An 18,612-nucleotide genomic window follows, 5' to 3' on the forward strand; every position below is an offset into this window, starting at 1 on the left:
GGGAACAGGGGGGCGGTGGAGATCCCCGCCTACAGCAAACGGTCCGCGGCCCCGGCGACGGGGCAGCAAGAACGCGGCGCGCTGGTCGAGCGACTACTCAACGACGACTCCGTCCAAACGCGTGACCGGGTCGCTGGCCTGTTCATCCTGCTCTACGCCCAGCCCATCGCCTCCGTCGCCGCGCTGACCACTGAGCACATCACCACAGAGGCCGAAGGCACCGGCGTCATCTTCGGCACCACACCGCTGCTTCTCCACAAGCCGGTGGCCGACCTGCTCGACCAGCACACGTCCTCGCGCTCCAACCGCTACGTCACCAGCCGTTCCACAGCGACCCCGTGGCTGTTCCCCGGTGTTCATCGTGACCAGCACATGAGCCCTTCCCATCTCGGCACGAGGATGCGCGCATTGGGCATCTACGCGCGCCACTGCCGTGTGGGAGCCCTGCTCGACCTGTCCGCTGAACTACCTGCCAGCGTCCTACACCACCTGCTGGGCCTAGCTCCTCGGACGTCCTCTCGCTGGTCCGACCGCTCGGGCAGCGTCTACGCGGCTTACGCCGGGCAGGTACAGAAGAGAGCCAACGGCGGTCACACCAGATGACGGAGCCGATGGGGGTGGTTCTCCCGAACGGCCCGGTAACAGGACAAGTAACCCGTGAGTAGCTTCGCCGGTGGTCAGGACCCGCCGGTGAACGCTGAGAGCCCCGCAACGGTGCATTGCGGGGCGCTCGACGGCCAGGAGGACGGATCAGGCCGTGGTCCTGTTGGGGCCTGTTGTCACGTGGAGGGGGTGTGGAGGTTCTCGACTTCGGCGCGGAGCGCCTTGACCTCGTCATTCAGTTCTTCGATGAGCTTGTGCAGGGCCTGGACGGAGACCAGGGCGACGCCGCTGGCGTCCACGATGGGGATCGTGGTGTCGTCCTGGCCCAGGCCGAAGGCGGCGTGGAAGTCCTGGGCCATGGGGCCCAGGTGCCGCACGTGGGCGGGCTCGGTGTCATAGCGCCAGGTGGAGATGGGCAGGGCGCTGACCTTGTCCAGGATCGTGAAGCCGTTGACCGGCTCGGCCTGGTGACGGGGTGCGGGGGGAGCCGCCCCGGGGGCGGGGCGGCTCCTGCGGCGGCCGAACACGGGTCAGCGGCTCCAGTTGACCGGGACGACATCGCTCTTGATGTTGCGGTCGCTCGGGAGAGCGTCGATCACCCTGCCCACGGGCGGTTCGACACCCTCCACGACGGTAGCTTCGGGTTCCTGCTGCGAGGCCTGGGCCGGGCCGGCCAGGGCCAAGCCCAGGGCGGCTGCGGCGACGCCGAGGCCCACCGCAGCGAGGTGTTTGGGGTTGAGCATGTTCGCTCCTCACGGTTGATCACTAAGAGGCACCATGACACTACTGTTAGTGGTTGCGCGAGGTGGTGAACTTGGTCCGATTGCCCGGTCCACTGACATCTTCGGGTTCATCCAGGCCGCTGTCAGCGTTGCACTCGAAGGGCCAGGTCGCGGCGACCTTGGGCGGCAGCGTGCCCACCGGGCGCGCCCCCCGATTGGGGTGCTCGAATGTGGCCGGGGTCGAACGCCAAGTGTTGGTTTCCCCGCGAGAACTACCGGTCCTCGTAGGCGGCGTTGCCATAAACGGGGGCATTCCGCAGGTTCCGATATCTCACTCCACCAATTCCCCGCGCTCGGTGGTTGCCTGCGATCTCGGTTACGCGGTCGTGGTCATTGACTACGCCACGGGGAAGGTACGCACGTTGATCGGGCCGTACGCGCACTGGTGGCGCGAACTGGCTGACACAGGCGACCTCTCAGCCGTGGCAGCGTTGTCCAACGAGGTGGGAGGGCTCCTCGCGGAAGAGCTCTGCGCGGCTGGGACACTGCGTACAACGACCCGTCCTCAACCGTGGCCAAGGCCTGTATCAACTCCACCTTGGCGCCCGAACTGGGGGACCAGCGAGATTCCTGTCGCCCTGGACCCGCCCCGACGGGCTCCAGTGACCTGGCTCGCTGCGGCTGGAGGTGCGCTTACCTTCACGCTTGCTTGCCAGAACGCAGGACCACGGCATCGCCGCATGGCACGTATGGTCCAGCTCGCGAGTGCCCTCACAGCCAAACCCCGCCCCCCTGCGTCTGTGGAGACGGTTCTTCAGGCGGTCCATGCCATCCGGCGGGTGAGTCTGTTCAGCCCTGTTCGGGCTGCCTGTCTGGAAGAGTCGATCGCGGTCGTCGCGCTCCTGACGTTCGCGGGGAAGGGTGTTCGGTGGTGTCACGGGCTCAGCACTGACCCGATCACCGTCCACGCATGGGTGGAGACTCTGGACGGAGCGGCTCCCTCGGAACTGGCGGCGGAAAGCTACGCACGGCTCTACGTGACCCCGGAAGGACATAAGGACACCGAATGAACGACACTCCGGTGATCTGGCTGCGAGACACCAGGGCAGGGATCGGCCCGCTACGTGAGGATCTCAAGGAGTTGTACTGGAGGTGGGAGAACACGATCCCGACGATCGTGGGCTACAACCGCCAGACTCCCCAACCGTTCGAGGTGGGCAGGCTCTTCTATGACAGCTACCAGAACTCCAGTGACCGGCAGCTGAAGTTCACTGTCTACGATCTCACCGGCGAAGGCCCTGTTCCCGTCGGAGCTGCTCAGGTCTATGTCGACCCCATGAGGCGGAACGGCGAGTACGTCGTCGCTTTGGGGGAAGCTCGCGGTAAGGGCGTCGGGACCCAGGCCACCCGGCTCGTTCTGGACTACGCCTTCCACGTCACCAACCTGGCGTGTGTGTACCTGACCGTCATCGAACCCAACTCCGGAGCGATCCGCGCCTACGAGAAGGCCGGGTTCAAACGACAGGGTGTCCGTCGCAACTCGAACCAGTGGCTTGGCCAGACTGTCAATGAAGTGCTCATGGACGCCATCCCCGAAGAGTTCGAGGGGCCTTCGTTGGTCAAGCAGATGCTTTGACGCGGGACCCGGACGCGTGGCGGTCGGTCATTGAGCTGCTGGTCAAGTGGAGGAACTGAGCCAGGCGGGCTCGGGATCTGAGGATCCGGAGCCCGCTTCCGCGTGCGTCCGGGTTCGGAGACCGTTGCTGCGGAGGGGTACGGGGGGAGAGAGCGCCACTGACCATGGCATCAGAGCGGCCGGACCCCGAGGGCTTCTGACCGGACCCTTCCCCTACCCCTGTGCGAGGCGGTAGCGGCTGCCGTCGTCCTCGCGCTCCAGGAAGCCCTCCTCGACCAGGTACCGGCGCAGGGTGGAGGGGTCGTCGAAGCAGGTCAGGATCGCCGTGTTCACCTGCTTCTCCGTGTACTCCAGCTCCGGGGCGAACAGGCGCCCGGTGATACGGCGGAGGGCCGCCAGACGCAGCTCGCGCCTGGCGGGCATCGAGGTGAGCCGCCCCTCGTGGAAGAGCGCGTCCACGGGATCGGTGGACCTGGTCCCCTCCTGGTGCGCGCGCATGGCCTCCGCGAAGATCTCGGGCACGGCGACGATCCGCGTGCCCTCCTCGCGTACCAGCCCGTCCCGGAGGAGCCGGGCCAGGTGCCTGGCGGTGCCCCGGACCTCACCCCGGTCCAGGCCCTCGGGCCCCGAGGTGACGGCCCTGGCGAACAGGGACAGGCGTTCGGGGGCGGAGAGCGACGACACGAGCTGGGCGGGATGCGGCACGGCGGTTCCTCGGGGACGGAGGTGGAACGGACCCCGCCACCGTAGGAGCCGCACCGCGGTCCCGGCCAGTGAATATTCCCCGGGGTCCGTCGGTCAGGCCCGCTCCAGGATCTCCTCCACCACGCGGCCCACGCCGTCCTCGAAGCTGGACGGGGCCACCCTGAGGCCGAGAGCGGGGTCGAGCAGGTCGCGGTGCCCGCTGCTCATCGCGTACCCGGTCCCCGCCCAGGTCAGCGAGGAACGGTCGTTGGGCATGTCCCCGAAGGCCACGACCTCCTCGCGGTCCACCCCCCAGCGCTCGCACAGCATCGCCAGGGTGCTCCCCTTGTTGACCCCGACCGCGCTGATCTCCACCAGGCCCGCCCCGCCCGAGTAGGTCGGCTCCGCGAGCGTGCCCACGGCGGCCACGGACGCCTCGTACATCTGCTGCACCGGGTACTGCTTGGACCGGGCGATGAGCTTGGTGACCGGGGTCGCGGCGGCCAGCAGGGCGTCGGTGCCCTCCAGCACGCCCTTGACCCACTCGCTCCGGATCCACGGCTCCAGGTGGTAGTCGGTGTCGTGGTAGAAGTCCGTGCCGGTCTCCACCCCGAACCCGAGACCGGGCAGGGAGTGCCGCAGCTTCTCCACGATCGTTCCCGAGGTGTCGCGGTCGATCGCCCGCACGAGCGGCTCGGCCTCCCCGGGCAGCTGCGTGTGGGCGCCGTTGCCGCAGACCACGGCGGCGCAGTCGAACATGGCGGCGAAGGTTTCGGTGGTGCGCGGCGGACGGGCGGTCACGATGACCACCCTGATCCCGGCCTCCACGGCGGCGGTGAGGGCGCGGTGGTTGCGGGGGGAGACCTGACCGTTCTGGTCGAGGAGGGTTCCGTCAAGGTCGGTGGCGATCACGCGAGGAAGGGCCATGGGCACATTATGGCGTCGGGCAGTGACGGATTCGAAGGGGTTTCGGCGCATCTCACACCCGGGCGGCAGATCGCCGGGGGACCGGTCGCGGCGCCGCCAATTTCTGGCTTGCGGGCGTCCAATGTTGCGAAAACCCGGTTACCCGGCTGAGGGGGACGGGCATCCCCAACCCCGGGTTCCGGGGCGGAGCGCGCGCTCGGAGACCCGGCCCTTGACGCCGTTCCCGTGGAGAAGACATGTCCGAGAACAGGGTGGTCCTGGAGAGGGAAGCCCAGGAGTTCGCCGACGCCAACGCCAACGAGCCCTTCATCTACCAGCTCCCTCCCGAGGAGGGCCGGGACGTCCTGGAGGGCGTGCAGAGCGGCGAGGGGGTGCCCAAACCGGAGATCACCGACGAGTGGATCACCGTCGAGGGCGGCCCCACCGGCCAGGTGCCGATCCGGATCGTCCGCCCGGCGGGCGCCACCGGTGTCCTGCCGGTGATCTTCTACATCCACGGCGCGGGCTGGGTCTTCGGCAGCGCCGACACCCACGACCGCCTGGTCCGCGAACTGGCCACCCGCACCGGCGCCGCGGTGGTCTTCCCCGAGTACGACCGCTCACCGGAGGCCCGGTACCCGACCGCGATCGAGCAGAACTACGCGGCCGCCCAGTGGGTCGTGCGCCACGGCGCCGAGAGGAACCTCGACGGCGGGCGGATGGCGGTCTCCGGAGACTCGGTCGGCGGAAACATGGCCGCCGTGCTGGCGCTCATGGCCAAGGACCGCGGAGACGTCCCGCTCCGGGGGCAGGCGCTGCTGTACCCGGTGACCGACGCCGACTTCGACACCGCGTCCTACCACCAGTTCGCCTTCGGGTACTTCCTGAACCGGGACGGCATGATCTGGTTCTGGGACCAGTACGCCCCCGACCCCGCACAGCGCCGGGAGGTCTACGCCTCCCCGCTCCGGGCCTCGCTGGAGGAGCTGCGCGGCCTGCCGCCCGCGATCGTGCTCAACGGCGAGGCCGACGTGCTGCGCGACGAGGGAGAGGCCTACGCCCGCAGGCTCCGCGAGGCCGGGGTACCGGTGACCGCGGTCCGCTTCCAGGGCATGATCCACGACTTCATGATGGTGGACAGCATGCGCGACACCCACGCGAACCGGGCGGCCCTGGTGCTGGCCGGCGACTTCCTCAGCGACGTCCTCGGCACCCGTTCGTCGGTGCCCCGCCAGCAGGCCGCGCGGTCCACCGGCGCCGGGGTCCGCTAGACCGTCCGCCGTGCGCGCCGGGTCCGGTGCGAACGTCTCACGACAGGGGGGCGAGCATGAACATGTTCACGCGCGGGTTCCAGGGTCGGCGTGACGCCGCATCCGACCGCGTTCCGCCAGGGCAGTACCAGACCGACGACTTCCCGGTGTTGAGCGTGGGCCCCACGCCGCGCGTCGACACCGACGACTGGGCCTTCACCGTCACCGCCGAGACCGGGGCCGCGCACAGCTGGACCTGGGACGAGTTCATGGGTCTGGCCCAGGAACGGCCGCGCGTGGACATCCACTGCGTCACCCGCTGGTCCAAGCTCGACACCGACTGGGTCGGCGTCTCCCTGGACACGCTGCTGGCGGACGTGGAGAGCGCCGCCGACTTCGCGCTGGCCCACTCCTACGGCGGCTACACCACGAACCTGCCGCTGGAGGACCTCACGGACGGGCGGGCGTGGGTCGTGCACACCTTCGACGGGGAACCGCTGCCCGCCGAGCACGGCGGGCCCGCCCGCCTGCTCGTTCCGCACCTGTACTTCTGGAAGTCCGCCAAGTGGGTGAAGGGCCTGACCCTGACCCACGAGGACGAACCCGGGTTCTGGGAGCAGGGCGGCTACCACGACTACGGCGACCCGTGGCGTGAACAGCGCTACCGGGGTGACTGACCGGTGCCCTCGTGGACGCCCGCGGTCCTGGAGTCCGACCGGTGGGAGACCCCCACCGCCCGGACGCTGGTGCTCTCGGTGCCCGGCTGGACCGGGCACCGGCCCGGACAGCACGTGGACGTACAGCTGCGGGCGGAGGACGGGTACACGGCCGAGCGCTCCTACTCCGTCGCGTCGGCCTCCGGGCCGGACCGCCTGGAGCTCACCGTCCAGCTGGCACCCGACGGGGAGGTCTCCCCGTACCTGGTCCGGGACTTCCGGCCCGGGGACCGCGTGTGGGTGCGCGGGCCCCTGGGGGGCTGGTTCGTCTGGCGGACGGACGCCACCGACCCCGTCGTGCTCATCGGCGGCGGCTCCGGCGTGGTCCCGCTCGCGTCGATGGTGCGCGAACGCCGACGCACCGGGAGCCGGGCCCTGTTCCGCGTCCTGTACTCGCTGCGGACTCCCGAGGACCGCTACTACGCCAAGGAGCTCGGTGCCGCCGCGGACCCGGGCGTGGACGTCTTCCTCGCCTACACGCGGGAGGCCCCGCCGGGGGCGGCGCGCGGACCCCGGCGGTTGGGCGTGGCCGACCTGAACACCCACGGGTTCCCGGCCGAGTTCGCGCCCCAGTGCTACGTGTGCGGGCCGACCGGGTTCGTCGAGACCGTCGCGGACGGCCTCGTCGCGCTGGGCCACGACCCGCGCAGGATCAGAACCGAACGCTACGGCAGCGGAGGCGGACGATGACCGGACCGACCATCCTGGACGGAAACGTGCTCGCCGGGCCGCTGTCGGAGGTCTTCAGCGTGGACCTGACCACCGCCGTGCGCCGGTGCGCCCTCTGCGGCGACGAGGGCGTGTGCGCCCAGCTGCTGGTGTACGCGGACGGCCCCGGACTGGTCGCCCGCTGCCCGAACTGCGCCGTGCTGGTGCTCCGCCTGGTGCGCACCCCGGAGGGCGTGGTCCTGGACCTGGGCGGGACCGGCTGCGTCACCATCCCGATCCCGGAGGCGCGCTGAGGCCGGGGCGGCCGTCCGCCTGCGGGGAACCGGCCGGTGTCAGGCCTCCGGAGGGTTCCCGGGAGCGCGCGGGGGCAGGACGGCCGGGACGCGCTCGACCACCCCGCCGCGGAACACGTCGTACAGGTCCAGGGTCTCCAGGTGCACGTACCCGATGTGGCAGTCGCAGCTGGTGAGCGGGCACGGACCCGGGCCGAGCGCGGCGGCGAAGGAGCCGTCGTAGAGGTTGCCGAGCGGGGTGTCCACGAAGTGGCAGCGGCGCACCTCGCCGTCGCCGTCGACCGACAGCACGCTGTCACCCGTGCGACAGGGCATCCCCAGGCTCGGGTGCGGATCGCGGCTGTAGTGGAAGTGGGGGTCGATCGCCTGCCAGACCTCGGCCTCGGCGTCCGTGTAGGTGAGCCCCTCGGCGGCGTTCACCCAGAGGTACACCTCCTCGGGGAGGTCGGCGCGCATGCGCCGCGCGGCCGCCAGGTGTTCGGGCTGCCCCACCACTCCCACACTGAACCGGATCCCGAGCGCGATGAGTTCACGCGCCTTGCCCAGGAAGCGGTCGTGCCCGACCTCGCCCGGGTGGTAGGTGGTCCACAGGGCGACGGAGTCGCGGTCGCAGTCGGCCAGCCAGGCCGTGCGGCCGCTGAGGTTGGTCTGGATCGCCACCCGCTCCACGTGCGGCAGGTGGCTCAGCCGGGTGAGGGCGCGGCGGTACCAGGAGCGGGTCAGCCCCTCGCCCCACGGTGTGAACAGCACCGAGAGGCGCGTGCCGGTGCTCCCGGCCACCCAGTCGGTGAACCGTTCCAGGGCGGCCCGGTCCGCCCGCAGGGTCTCGGGGCCGTCCCGGCGCTTCGCGAAGGGGCAGTACGGGCAGTCGTAGTCGCAGCTGGCCAGGGGCCCCCGGTACAGGAGGGTGAGGTGCGCGGGCAGGGCGGTGTCCGGACGCCGCCGCAGCGGGTCGGGCAGGTCCACGGTGGAGCTCATGACGCCTCGTACTCGGCGGTCAGGCGGTTGACGCGCGCGGAGAAGAAGTCGGGGCCGACGGAGTCGGAGTGCGCCAGCCCCTCCTCGGTGAGCCGGACCGTGGCGGCGTCCGGGGCTCCGTCCTCCAACCAGCCGCGCTCCGCCAGGGCCGCGAACTCCGCCGGGAAGTCCGCCGCCGGGTGCGCGCCGAACCTGGCCGTGTAGTCGGCGACCGCCAGCCCCTCCACGCGCAGCAGCGACTGGAGCACGTGGCGGCGTCTGCTCTCGTCCCCGTCCAGCACGAACCCGACCTCCGCGCGCGCGAAGTCGGCGGCGTCGCGCCCCACGTAGTCCGCGATGATCGACCGCACCCGGCCCACCCCCACCGCGTAGTCGAACGAGTAGTGGGTGGTGGCCGTGTAGGAGCGGGCGCCGCAGCCCAGCCCCACCATGCCGTCGGTCTGGCAGCGGTGGTCCGAGGCGGAGGCCAGGGGCTCGGGGGCGTCCGCCCTCCGGAACATCCGCATCGACACCTGCTCGTAGCCGCGTTCGCGCAGGTGGTCGCGGCCCTGCCGGTACAGCGCCAGCCGGTGGTCGTCCCAGGCTCGGGCGCGGCGGCCCAACCCGGTGAGCGGCCGGACGTACAGCGGGTAGAGGTAGACCTCCTCCGGCTCCCAGGAGAGCGCCGTGTCCAGCGAGTACGCCCAGGTCTTCGCCGTCTGGCGGTCGATGCCGTAGATGAGGTCCAGGTTGAGGTCGGCCCGGGCGTGCTCGCGGATGTCGGCCAGCGCCCGGTCCACCTCCGCGCGCTTCTGCGGGCGGCCGGCGGCGTGCGCCTCGGAGTCGAGGAAGCTCTGCACGCCCATGCTGATCCGGGTCATCCCGCGCGCGTCCAGGACCTGGAGGCGGTCCGGGGTGGCGGTCGCGGGGGAGGTCTCCACGGACACCGGGACCGCGCGCGGGTCCAGCGGGAAGTGGCGTTCGACCGTGTCGTAGACGCGGGTCAGTTCGTCGGCGGTGAGGTAGGTGGGTGTGCCCCCGCCCAGGGCGGCGCGGGCGAACGCGGCGTTCTCCGGCAGACAGGCGGCGACCGTCTCGGCCTGGCGCTCGAAGGCGTCCAGGTAGGCGGTGACCTGCTCGGCCGGGGGCGTGGAGCGGGTGAAGAGGTTGCAGAACCCGCAGCGCATCTCGCAGAAGGGGATGTGCGCGTACAGCGAGAGGGCGCTGGCGTCCTCGCGCGCCCACAGGTCGTCCAGGCGGGGGCGCTCGGTGAAGGGGCGGTAGGCGCTCTTGTGCGGGTAGGCGTACACGTACGAGCGGTAGGGGGAGTCCGCGCGGACGGGCTCGGCCATCGGGGTGATGCTCACGCGGCGACCTCCTCGGTGCCGTGGGGCAGCACGGCGTGGGTGTAGGGGACGGTCCAGACGGTCTCGTGGCCGATGCGGTGGCCGGTGTAGCCGTCCTCGCCGTAGGCGGTGCCGTGGTCCGAGCACACGATGGCGAAGCAGGGGCGCCGGGCGGACATCGCGGCCAGCAGCGGCGGCAGGTGCCGGTCGACGTACTCCAGGGCGGCCGCGTGGCTGGCCCGGGTGTCCCCGTCCTCCCGGGTGGCCCCGGGCAGGTGGAACCAGTTGGGCTGGTGCAGCGCGGCGACGTTGAGCAGCAGGAACAGCGGCTGCTCCGCTGGCAGGGCGGCGCTCACCTCGACCGCGCGGGCCACCTGGTTCTCGAAGGAGTGCGGGTCGGCCACGCCGAACGACTCCTCCCAGTGGCTCTCCTCGAACAGGTCCGGCAGCACCGACCCCAGCTCCGACCTGCGGTTGAAGAAGCCCGTGCCGCCCACACAGGCCGTGTGGTACCCCTCCCGGGCCAGACCGGAGGCGAGGTCGGGGGTGTCGAAGGTCCAGGTCCCCGGGGCGGTGGAGACGCTGCCGGGGAACGCGGCGGCGAACAGGCGCGGGTGCGGACCCGGCGCGGCCGGGGTCGGCAGGAACCCGGCGAGCATGGCCAGGTGGGAGGCGTAGGTGAAGCTCGCGGGGGAGTGCCGCTCCTCCCAGCCGCCCGGCGGCAGGAGCCGGGCCAGGTTCGGGGTGCGTCCGGCCTCGGCCAGCTCGACCGCCACGTCGTGGCGCAGGGTGTCCAGGGTGAGCAGCAGGATGTCGTGCGTGCCCACCACGGTGTTCATGTCCGGCGTGGGGAGGCCGGAGGCGGCGTCGGTGTTCAAGGGCGTTCCCCGGTGGGTGCGTGTTCGGGTGTCGGGTGCGGTGCCGGGATCGGGAACCGGCCGGTGGCGAGGGCGTGCAGTTGTTCGGCCTGGGTGCCGCGCCCCTCGTGGAGGACCCCGGGCAGGAGGTCGCCGAAGGCGTTGACCTCGCAGACCGTGAAGCCGCGCCAGCCGGGTGAGACCAGCAGGTCCACCCCGGTGTGCAGCGTGCCCGGGAAGACCCCCGCCGCCGCCTCCGCCGTGGCCGTGGCCGCCCGCCAGGCGCGCGGGCCCATGCTCGCGCGCAGCGCCACCAGGTCGCCCCGGGCGTTGCCCAGGTGCAGGTTGGTCATCGGTGAGTGCGAGGAGCGCACCACCGTGTGCGTGGCCCGCCCGGCGACCACCAGGACGCGCAGGTCGATCACGCGCCCCTGGAACCCCGCCTTGGGGACCCAGCGCTCCACGTGCAGGCCGTCGGGGGCGAGCGCGTCCACGATCGCCGCCACGTCGGCCTCGTCGGTGTAGGAGCGGGGCCGCAGCGCGTTGTACAGCTCGACGGACCCGCCCGCGCGCACCAGGTGGGCCGAGGTGACCGCCCGGACCCGCCCGCGCGGGGCGGTGGCCAGCGCGACCACCCCGGCGGCCGACGAGCCGTGCGCGGGTTTGACGAACACCCTCCGCCAGCCGGACCCGGCCATCGTCGATCGAAGGGAGTCGTACCCGGTCACCGGTCCGGGCAGGGCCGGGGCGACCGGGACACCGGCCGCGTCCAGCCGCGCGTGACAACGGCGCTTGTCGCACAGGTCGGCCAGGTCGTCCGCGTCCTGGAGGAGGTGCGCCCCGGGGGTGGCCGCCACGGCCTCGGACAGCCGCCCCAGGGCGCGGACGAATCCGCGGTGCTGGTCGGCGCCGCCCTCGACCCGGTGGAGGTCGGGGTCGTGCCGCCAGCCGCGCAGCAGGCGGGCGGTGGCGGCGTCCTCACCCGCCGAGTCCACGCGCACCAGCGCGCCCTCCGGCAGGGTGACCGGACCGGCCGCCGGGTCCGCGAGGTCGCGCCAGTCCAGCGGGACGGGGTCGGGGAGCCCGGCCGCCCGCGCCGCCTCGGTGAACAGCGCCAGGCGGCGGTTGCCCGGAACGCACACCACCACCAGCGGACGGTCGAGGGGCGACCGGTCCCGGCTCACTCGGAGACCGCCGTGTAGTAGGAGAGGCCGCCCTCCGCGTAGGGGTTCTCCTCGGGCTCCAGACGCTCGGAGAGGTCGTGCTCGACCCCCGAGGCGGTGAGGGCGGCGCGCAGCCGCCCCTCCGTCTCCTCGGACAGGTAGTGGTGGTGCAGGTCGAGGCGGCGCAGACCGTGGAAGACGGGGGTGTCCAGCAGGATCCGGGCGCCCCGGTCCGTCAGGACCCCGAGCGACAGGTCCAGCTCCGTGAGCGTCGCGGTGACCGGGGCCCCGGCCAGCGCCGCCACCCAGTCGTCGGCGTTGTCGGCGTTGCGCAGGCCCAGGGAGCGCAGCCTCGGGAACGCGGTGCCGGACAGGACCGGGGCGAGGTCCTCGACGGTGGTGTGCTCACCGGCGTACTCCTCGTCGCCCAGCCACAGCTCCAGGTGCTCCAGCTCGGGCAGGGGCGCCGCGCACACGGTCCGGACCAGCTCGGGGCGGAGCCCGCCGGACTGCACGGTCAGGCTCCTCAGCCCGTGGGGCTCGGTGATCGTGAGGTCGAGGTCGGCGCTGCCGCCGCGCACGGTGAAGGCCGTCAGGTGGGGGAGCGCGGCGAGCAGCGGCCCCAGGTCGCCGTGCTCGATCCAGGAGATCTCGTTCTCCTCCTGGATGACGTCCCCGAAGAACAGGGAACGGAGGTTGGTGTACGCGAACACGCGGCCGACCAGTTCGTCGAGGAGGGTTCCGCCGCCCTCGACCTGCTCCTCGACGTGTCCGACCACCAGGGCCCGGACCTCGTCCCTCGGGACGAGCTGCTCGAACTCGTCCAGGTACTCGGTGAGGGTCTGCGCGGCCCGCCGGTGGTATCCGGCCTCCTCCGCGCGCAGCCGCCACGCCACGGAGCCGGGAGCGGCGATCGCGCGGAAGAGCGGTTCGTACGAGGGCGGCAGGTCGGGGTGGCGTTCCCTCCGGTTGCTCGCCCAGGACATGGCGATGTGGAACTCCCGGCGGATGGTCTCCCACCCGGTGAACTCCACCACGGGCAGTCCGGCGTACTCGGTCAGATGGCTGCTGTTGGGCATGGGGATCCTGTCGGGAGTGGGACGGGGACGGGGACGGACACGGCGGGGCTCACTCCCCGACGGCCGGGTAGTAGTGGACGTTCTCGTCGGTCGGGGACCCGCGTCCGTCGGAGAGGTCGACGCGGACCCCGGCCTCCGTGAACGCGGTCCGCACACGCTCGGCCCCGTCCTCGCTCAGGAAGTGGTGGTGCAGGTCCAGGCTCTCCAGGTGGGCGAAGGCCGGTACGGAGGCCAGCAGGTCCTCCACGTCGTCGTCGCGCAGGGTGCCCAGGGACAGGTCCGCCGAGCGCAGGCGGGCGGTGAGCGGGGCCCCGGCCAGGGCCCGCAGCCAGTCGCCGGTGCGCGGTGCGTTGCGCACACCCAGGTGGCGCAGGGCGGGCAGGGCCTCCCCGCGCAGCAGGGGCGCCAGGTCCTCGACGACGGTGTCGCCGCCGTAGTCGGCCATGCCCAGCCACAGTTCCAGCCGCTCCAGCGCGGGCAGGTCGGCCGCGACGACCTCGCGCGCCACCCGGCCGGGCAGGCCGCCGCTCTGGACGGTGAGCGAGCGCAGGGACCGGTGGCCGCCGACCGCCAGGGAGAGCGTCTCTCCTCCGCTGTAGGTGTCACCTACGCCCCGGACGGTCAGTTCCTCCAGCAGGGGGTAGGCCTCCAGCAGGGGAGCGAGGTCGCACTGGTGGATCCAGGAGATCTCGTTCTCCTCGAAGGTGACGTCGCCGAGGAACAGCGAGCGCAGCGCGGGGAGGGCGTCCACGTGGCGGATGAGGGCGTCCCGGAGTTCGAGGGAGGAGACGTCGCAGCCGTCCTCGAACCCCCAGTCACCGATGACCAGTGCCGTCACCGGGGAGGTGTCCACCTCCGCGAAGAACCGGTCCAGGTAGGGCACGAACTCCTCGGCGTAGCCAGCGAGGCGCAGCCGCCACGCCACCGATCCGGGGTCCTTCCTGGCCTCCTCCATGCGCGCGTGCTGCGTGGAGCGGGGGCCTGTCGCGCTTCCGGACGCGGGTCGTGTGCCGGCCAGGTGGAGGTAGTGCTCGTCCGCCTGCGCGTCGAGGAAGTCGACCACGGGGAGTCCGGCGTGGTCGGTGAGGTGTTCTTGGATCATGGCGGGGAGCCTTCCGTCGTGGCCGGGGGGTGTGCCACACGTTCTAACAGCGGAGGGTGACAGAACGGCGTGGGGCACCCGTCCCGTGTCGGCGCGGCGGGTTTCCGCGCGAAGGCCGCGAACGTCCCGGGGCGGGTGGATTCCTCTTTCTTAGCAGCTGACGGGGGCGATTCGGACGTGTCCACGGGTGTGGACGCGGGATCGCCGCCGACCCGGTGAACCCGCCGGTGGGACCACGGCGGTGCGGCAGGACAACGACGGACCGCGATGTGAAAGTGGTCGCATGGCTACGCACAGTGAACTCCGTGACTTCTGGGAACACCGGCTCGAAGGTGACTGGACCGAGAGCGGCGTCGGCTACCGCGCCCTCGGACGGCCCTTCAACACCTGGATGTACCGGGTGCGCGAGGAGGTCTTCCTCCGCGAGGTCGGCCAGCTGGGGCTGGAGGGCGCCAGCGTGCTCGACGCGGGCAGCGGCACCGGGTTCTACGTGAGCCAGTGGGAGCGCCTGGGCGTCGGTGACGTCACCGGCTGCGACATGACCGACGCCGCCGTCGAACGCCTGCGCGGCCGCTTCCCGGACCACCGCTTCCTCCGCCAGGACGTGTCCGAGCTCGACGCCTTCGAGGACGCCAGCTTCGACGCCGCCTCCTGCATGGACGTGCTCTTCCACATCACCGACGACGACCGGTACGCCGCCGCCTTCCGCTCCCTGGGCCGGGTCGTGCGTCCCGGCGGCACTCTGGTGATCTCTGAGAACTGCCTCCAGCGCCCCGAACAGCGCGGAGAGCACCAGGTCAACCGGACCCTGGAGACGATCGCGTCGCTGGCCGACAAGGCCGGGTTCGACATCGTGCGCCGGGTGCCCATGCTGATGCTGATGAACGCCCAGGTCGACGCCTCCCTGCCGTGGCGCAAGGTCTGGGGCGGGGTCCTGCGCGCCGCCACCGTCACCGCGCCGACCGGGTGGCTCGCCGGGGCGCTCCTGTACCGGGTGGACCGCAGGCTCGTGCGCGGCCGCCGGGAGAGCCCCACGACCGAACTCCTCGTGCTCCGCCGCCGCGAGGACACCTGACCCCGGGCACGGCGGGCCCCGGGTTGTTCGCGGTCTTATGTCCAGGTTCGGGACGGACGGGCAGCGGCGCCTGGTTCGCCCCGGAACGCGGTTCGTGCCCGGGGCCGGGGTGGGCGCCGGGTTACGGTGGTGCTCCACCTTGGTGCCGGGGTGGCCGCCGTTCCGGGGGCGCGGCGGACGGTCTGTTCGGGAGGCGACCGCATGCTGACACGCTCGACCATCACGACCTGGGTCAGACGGGGGCTGCTGGGGCTGCTGGCCACCCAGGTCGCCGTGGTCGCGACCCTCGTCGGGATCGACCAGTGGCGCAAGAGGGTCCGGCCGCACCGGGCCAACTTCCCCCGCACCGATCCCGCCTCGGTGCCCGTGGGGGAGACCACCGCGACGGTCTACACCTACGGTGAGGACCTGTTCGAGGACATGCTCTCCGCGATCAGGGGCGCCCGCCACCGCGTCCTGTTCGAGTCCTTCATCTTCAAGGCCGACGCTGTGGGGCAGGAGTTCAAGGCGGCGCTGATCGAGGCGGCCGAGCGCGGGGTCGAGGTGTACGTCATCTACGACGGCTTCGCCAACCTCGTGGTGCCGCGCTCCTTCTTCCGCTTCCCGCCCTCCGTGCGGGTCATGCGCTACCCCGCCTTCCGCCCCGGCGTGCTCCTGCTTAACGTGCGCAAGTCCGGCCGCGACCACCGCAAGATCCTCACGGTGGACGGGAAGACGGGCTTCGTCGGCGGGTTCAACGTGGGCTCCACCTACGCCATCGAGTGGCGCGACACCCACCTGCGGGTCGTCGGCCCGGTCGTGTGGGAGCTGGAGAACGCCTTCGTGGACTTCTGGAACACCAACCGGCGCGCGGACCAGCCGGAGCTGCAGGGGTTGGGGGAGGCGGAGTGGGACTCGCGCATCCGCGTCCACCGCAACGTCCCCGAGCTGATCATCTACCCGATCCGGGCCATGTTCCTGGAGGCGGTGGACCGGGCCAAGGAGCGGGTGATCTTCACCCAGGCCTACTTCATCCCGGACCGCGAGCTCGCCAACGTCCTGATCGAGGCCGCGGGCCGTGGCGTGGACGTCAACGTGCTCGTGCCCGAGAACTCCAACCACGTCGTCGCGGACTGGATGGCGCGCGGCCGGTACTCGGAGCTGCTGCGGGGCGGGGTGCGGCTCTGGCTGTACGAGGACGCCATGGTGCACGCCAAGACCGCGACGGTGGACGGCCGGTGGAGCACGATCGGCACCGCGAACGTGGACCGGCTCAGCCTCACCGGCAACTACGAGATCAACGTGGAGATCTTCGACGAGGGCGTGGCCCGGCACCTGGAGAAGGTCTTCGAGACCGACCTCACCAACGCCCGGGAGCTGACCGAGGAGGAGTGGCGGGGGCGCCCGTTCGCGGCCAAGTTCAGCGAGATCGTCCTGGCCCCCTGGCGCGGATTCCTGTGAGCTGGGCCACCTGGGCGCGGCCCTCGCCGCCGGGTCCGGTTCAGACGTCCTTCGGGGACAGGCGCGGGAACTTCCGGGGGAAGAAGCGGTCCGGATCGGCCCTGCGGGGCCGGGGACCGCCCCAGTGCTGCGGTCCGGGCTGGGGGTCCTTCTTCAGCGCCCCGGAGATCGCGGAGGGCGACCCGCCCCGCTGGCGCCCCCTGTCGTCGGCCCCGAGTTCGGTCATGTCGTTCCCGTCCGCCATCCGGCCACCCCCGTCCGTGCCACGCACGCGTCCTGCCTGGTCCTTCGCTGTCCATGATGGCTCGGAAGGGGGCGGGGGCCGCCGCCCGACACGGAGGGGTCCGGCAACTTTTTCGCGGCCGGGGAGGGTCTCGTGGGGACTTGTGACGTCTTGACGGGGTTGGGACGGATTCCAGACGCGGGAAAAGACGGAAGGGCGCCCCTCTCGACCGACGAGAGGGGCGCCCTTCCGTTGAGGCGGCCCCAGCAGGATTCGAACCTGCGACACCCGCTTTAGGAGAGCGGTGCTCTATCCCCTGAGCTATGGAGCCATGGGTGATGCCAGGGCCGGACGTTACCCGGCCACGGGGCCAAGCCTAACCCAGGATGGGTGTGCGTGGGGTGTCGATTGGTGTTGGGGCGGTGCGGGCGAGGCACTCTGCGTGCGCGGCACAGTACGCTGACCTACGATTGGTTGTCCTGGTTGCGGTGTGATGTTGTTCATTTCGCGTGTCGTGATGAGAGCCGCCCGCGCGCTTCGGTCACTCTGGGCGGGCGGGTGTGAGCGGTCATCGCACCCCGACGACCAGGCCTTCTTCCAGAGGCCGTGCGAGACGGCCGGGAGGGCGGCGGCCAACCGTCCACGGGTTCGGCCGTCGGGCCGCACTGTCCAGTGTGTCCGCATGTGGACATGTAGTACGTTGCCTTGCGGCCACGAGTAGGTGTTCGAGGAAAATGCAGCCGGAGGATCATTCGTGCCGTTCACTTCCGAGTCGGCGCGGCGTAGGTCCCGCGTACCGGGTAGCGGGGTGCTGACCGTCCTGGGGGCACACCACCGGGTCCGGATCGCGCAGGCGCTGACACTCATGTTGGTCACGTCCCTGTTCGTCGTGCCGGGGTCCGTACCCCTGGCTCCGCCAGCCGAGGCGAGCCTGGAGGACCTCCGCGAGCGCGCCGAGTCCGCCGCCGACGCCCTGGAGGAGGCGACCGACGAGTACGTCGCGCGTCAGGACGCCCTGGAGGAGGCGCAGGAGGACCTGATCTCCACGCTCCACGAGCTCCAGCAGATCGAGGGCGACCTGACCGAGATGCGCGAACCGCTCGCCCAGCTGGCCAGCACCATGTACCAGCAGCCCGACGCCGGCGTCCTCGGACTCCTCGCGGCGGGCGACCTCGACGACGACCTCCAGACGCAGTCCTACGCGGCCAAGCTGTCCGAGGACAACCAGGCGCTCATCCAGGACGCCACCAACCTCCGCGCGGAGCAGGTGGACCTGGCGGGGGAGGCCCAGGAGCTCCAGACCTTCACGCAGCTCGAACAGGCCGAGCTCGCCGCCGAGGTGGACTCGCTGCGCGAACAGTCCGAGACGAGCATGAACGAGCTCACGGACGAGCTGGAGTCGCGGGGCCTGGACCCGGAGGCGTACATGGCGGCCGCCGACTGCGACCCGAGCGCGGCCTCGAACGCGGGCGGCTACCCCAACGGGCTGCTCCCGCAGGAGGCACTCTGCTCGCTGTACGACGACAAGTTCCTGAGGGCCGACGCCGCCGTCGAGTTCCTCCAGCTGAACGTCGAGTACGTCGAGGAGTTCGGCGAGAACATCTGCATCACCAGCGCCTACCGCGACCTGCCGAACCAGCACCGCGTCTACGCCCAGGAGCCGCCCGGCTTCGCGGCCGTGCCCGGTACCAGTAACCACGGTCTGGGCCAGGCGATCGACCTCGGTTGCGGCATCCAGAACTTCCGTTCGGAGCGGTGGAACTGGATGGAGGAGCACGGGGCCAAGTACAACTGGATCCACCCGGCCTGGGCGAAGTCCAGCCCCTTCGAGCCCTGGCACTGGGAGTACGAGGGCTAGAGCACCGCGCGCGGCCGGTCCCGGACCGGCCGC

The 18,612-nt window shown here is 71.4% G+C and carries 21 protein-coding genes and 1 tRNA gene; 10 read left to right on the forward strand and 12 right to left on the reverse strand.

What is annotated here, in order from left to right; genetic code table 11:
- Window positions 1-15 precede the first annotated feature (15 nt).
- Window positions 16-603, forward strand: coding sequence for a hypothetical protein (locus AC0VYM_RS03920; protein WP_475459042.1), 588 nt, complete (start codon window positions 16-18; stop codon window positions 601-603).
- A gap of 176 nt (window positions 604-779) precedes the next feature.
- Here AC0VYM_RS03920 and AC0VYM_RS03925 read toward each other — a convergent pair whose 3' ends face one another.
- On the reverse strand, window positions 780-1,130 hold the full coding sequence (locus AC0VYM_RS03925; RefSeq protein ID WP_475459045.1) for a tail fiber domain-containing protein: 351 nt from the start codon (window positions 1,128-1,130) through the stop codon (window positions 780-782).
- A 3-nt stretch (window positions 1,131-1,133) separates the two neighbouring features.
- Window positions 1,134-1,346, reverse strand: coding sequence for a hypothetical protein (locus AC0VYM_RS03930; RefSeq protein ID WP_475459047.1), 213 nt, complete (start codon window positions 1,344-1,346; stop codon window positions 1,134-1,136).
- 641 nt (window positions 1,347-1,987) lie between these two features.
- Between AC0VYM_RS03930 and AC0VYM_RS03935 the strand changes: the two genes are divergently transcribed.
- Complete coding sequence (locus AC0VYM_RS03935; protein WP_475459050.1) at window positions 1,988-2,395, forward strand: lasso peptide biosynthesis B2 protein; 408 nt, start codon at window positions 1,988-1,990, stop codon at window positions 2,393-2,395.
- Window positions 2,392-2,961: a GNAT family N-acetyltransferase gene (locus tag AC0VYM_RS03940; protein ID WP_475459052.1), complete on the forward strand. Its 570-nt coding sequence runs from the start codon at window positions 2,392-2,394 to the stop codon at window positions 2,959-2,961. The genes AC0VYM_RS03935 and AC0VYM_RS03940 overlap by 4 nt, the downstream gene beginning before the upstream one ends.
- Window positions 2,962-3,174: 213 nt before the next feature.
- Here the strand turns inward: AC0VYM_RS03940 and AC0VYM_RS03945 are convergent, their stop codons facing one another.
- Window positions 3,175-3,666 (reverse strand): DUF2087 domain-containing protein, encoded by a 492-nt coding sequence (locus AC0VYM_RS03945; protein ID WP_475459054.1) that lies wholly within the window; start codon window positions 3,664-3,666, stop codon window positions 3,175-3,177.
- Window positions 3,667-3,759: 93 nt separating this feature from the next.
- Window positions 3,760-4,572, reverse strand: a complete 813-nt coding sequence (locus AC0VYM_RS03950) for an HAD family hydrolase (RefSeq protein WP_475459056.1) — start codon at window positions 4,570-4,572, stop codon at window positions 3,760-3,762.
- 236 nt (window positions 4,573-4,808) lie between these two features.
- On the opposite strand from AC0VYM_RS03950, the gene AC0VYM_RS03955 reads away from it, so the two are divergent.
- Genes AC0VYM_RS03955 through AC0VYM_RS03970 form a run of 4 tightly spaced genes read left to right on the forward strand, consistent with a single transcriptional unit; the run spans window position 4,809 to window position 7,479 of the window.
- Complete coding sequence (locus AC0VYM_RS03955; protein WP_475459058.1) at window positions 4,809-5,822, forward strand: alpha/beta hydrolase; 1,014 nt, start codon at window positions 4,809-4,811, stop codon at window positions 5,820-5,822.
- Window positions 5,823-5,878: 56 nt separating this feature from the next.
- Window positions 5,879-6,478 carry a sulfite oxidase-like oxidoreductase gene (locus AC0VYM_RS03960; RefSeq protein WP_475459060.1) on the forward strand — a complete coding sequence of 200 codons (600 nt, stop codon included), beginning with the start codon at window positions 5,879-5,881 and terminating at the stop codon, window positions 6,476-6,478.
- Between the two features lie 3 nt (window positions 6,479-6,481).
- On the forward strand, window positions 6,482-7,207 hold the full coding sequence (locus AC0VYM_RS03965) for a ferredoxin reductase (protein WP_475459062.1): 726 nt from the start codon (window positions 6,482-6,484) through the stop codon (window positions 7,205-7,207).
- Complete coding sequence (locus AC0VYM_RS03970; RefSeq protein ID WP_475459064.1) at window positions 7,204-7,479, forward strand: DUF6510 family protein; 276 nt, start codon at window positions 7,204-7,206, stop codon at window positions 7,477-7,479. Before AC0VYM_RS03965 ends, AC0VYM_RS03970 begins: the two co-directional genes overlap by 4 nt.
- Window positions 7,480-7,518: 39 nt before the next feature.
- Here the strand turns inward: AC0VYM_RS03970 and AC0VYM_RS03975 are convergent, their stop codons facing one another.
- The 6 genes from AC0VYM_RS03975 to AC0VYM_RS04000 are packed head-to-tail and all read right to left on the reverse strand — an operon-like array spanning window position 7,519 to window position 13,983.
- Window positions 7,519-8,457, reverse strand: coding sequence for an STM4011 family radical SAM protein (locus AC0VYM_RS03975; protein WP_475459066.1), 939 nt, complete (start codon window positions 8,455-8,457; stop codon window positions 7,519-7,521).
- Complete coding sequence (locus tag AC0VYM_RS03980) at window positions 8,454-9,788, reverse strand: STM4012 family radical SAM protein (protein WP_475462923.1); 1,335 nt, start codon at window positions 9,786-9,788, stop codon at window positions 8,454-8,456. Before AC0VYM_RS03980 ends, AC0VYM_RS03975 begins: the two co-directional genes overlap by 4 nt.
- 11 nt (window positions 9,789-9,799) lie before the next feature.
- Window positions 9,800-10,621: an STM4013/SEN3800 family hydrolase gene (locus AC0VYM_RS03985; RefSeq protein WP_475462924.1), complete on the reverse strand. Its 822-nt coding sequence runs from the start codon at window positions 10,619-10,621 to the stop codon at window positions 9,800-9,802.
- A gap of 35 nt (window positions 10,622-10,656) precedes the next feature.
- Window positions 10,657-11,823: an STM4014 family protein gene (locus tag AC0VYM_RS03990; protein ID WP_475459069.1), complete on the reverse strand. Its 1,167-nt coding sequence runs from the start codon at window positions 11,821-11,823 to the stop codon at window positions 10,657-10,659.
- Complete coding sequence (locus tag AC0VYM_RS03995; protein WP_475459071.1) at window positions 11,820-12,881, reverse strand: STM4015 family protein; 1,062 nt, start codon at window positions 12,879-12,881, stop codon at window positions 11,820-11,822. The genes AC0VYM_RS03990 and AC0VYM_RS03995 overlap by 4 nt, the downstream gene beginning before the upstream one ends.
- A 49-nt stretch (window positions 12,882-12,930) precedes the next feature.
- Window positions 12,931-13,983: an STM4015 family protein gene (locus AC0VYM_RS04000; protein ID WP_475459074.1), complete on the reverse strand. Its 1,053-nt coding sequence runs from the start codon at window positions 13,981-13,983 to the stop codon at window positions 12,931-12,933.
- Window positions 13,984-14,266: 283 nt separating this feature from the next.
- On the opposite strand from AC0VYM_RS04000, the gene AC0VYM_RS04005 reads away from it, so the two are divergent.
- The gene (locus AC0VYM_RS04005) at window positions 14,267-15,058 is read left to right on the forward strand and encodes a class I SAM-dependent methyltransferase (RefSeq protein ID WP_475459077.1); all 792 of its coding nucleotides are present in this window, start codon (window positions 14,267-14,269) and stop codon (window positions 15,056-15,058) included.
- 201 nt (window positions 15,059-15,259) lie between these two features.
- Entirely contained in the window at window positions 15,260-16,498 is a 1,239-nt protein-coding gene (locus AC0VYM_RS04010; protein WP_475459080.1) for a phospholipase D-like domain-containing protein, read from the forward strand.
- Between the two features lie 40 nt (window positions 16,499-16,538).
- Here AC0VYM_RS04010 and AC0VYM_RS04015 read toward each other — a convergent pair whose 3' ends face one another.
- The gene (locus AC0VYM_RS04015; protein ID WP_475459083.1) at window positions 16,539-16,742 is read right to left on the reverse strand and encodes a hypothetical protein; all 204 of its coding nucleotides are present in this window, start codon (window positions 16,740-16,742) and stop codon (window positions 16,539-16,541) included.
- A gap of 237 nt (window positions 16,743-16,979) precedes the next feature.
- Window positions 16,980-17,052: transfer RNA gene (locus tag AC0VYM_RS04020), tRNA-Arg, on the reverse strand.
- A gap of 423 nt (window positions 17,053-17,475) precedes the next feature.
- Here AC0VYM_RS04020 and AC0VYM_RS04025 point away from each other — a divergent pair.
- Window positions 17,476-18,579, forward strand: coding sequence for a D-alanyl-D-alanine carboxypeptidase family protein (locus AC0VYM_RS04025; RefSeq protein ID WP_475459085.1), 1,104 nt, complete (start codon window positions 17,476-17,478; stop codon window positions 18,577-18,579).
- Window positions 18,580-18,612 lie beyond the last annotated feature (33 nt).

It is taken from the genome of Nocardiopsis sp. iso_237, assembly GCF_056173345.1.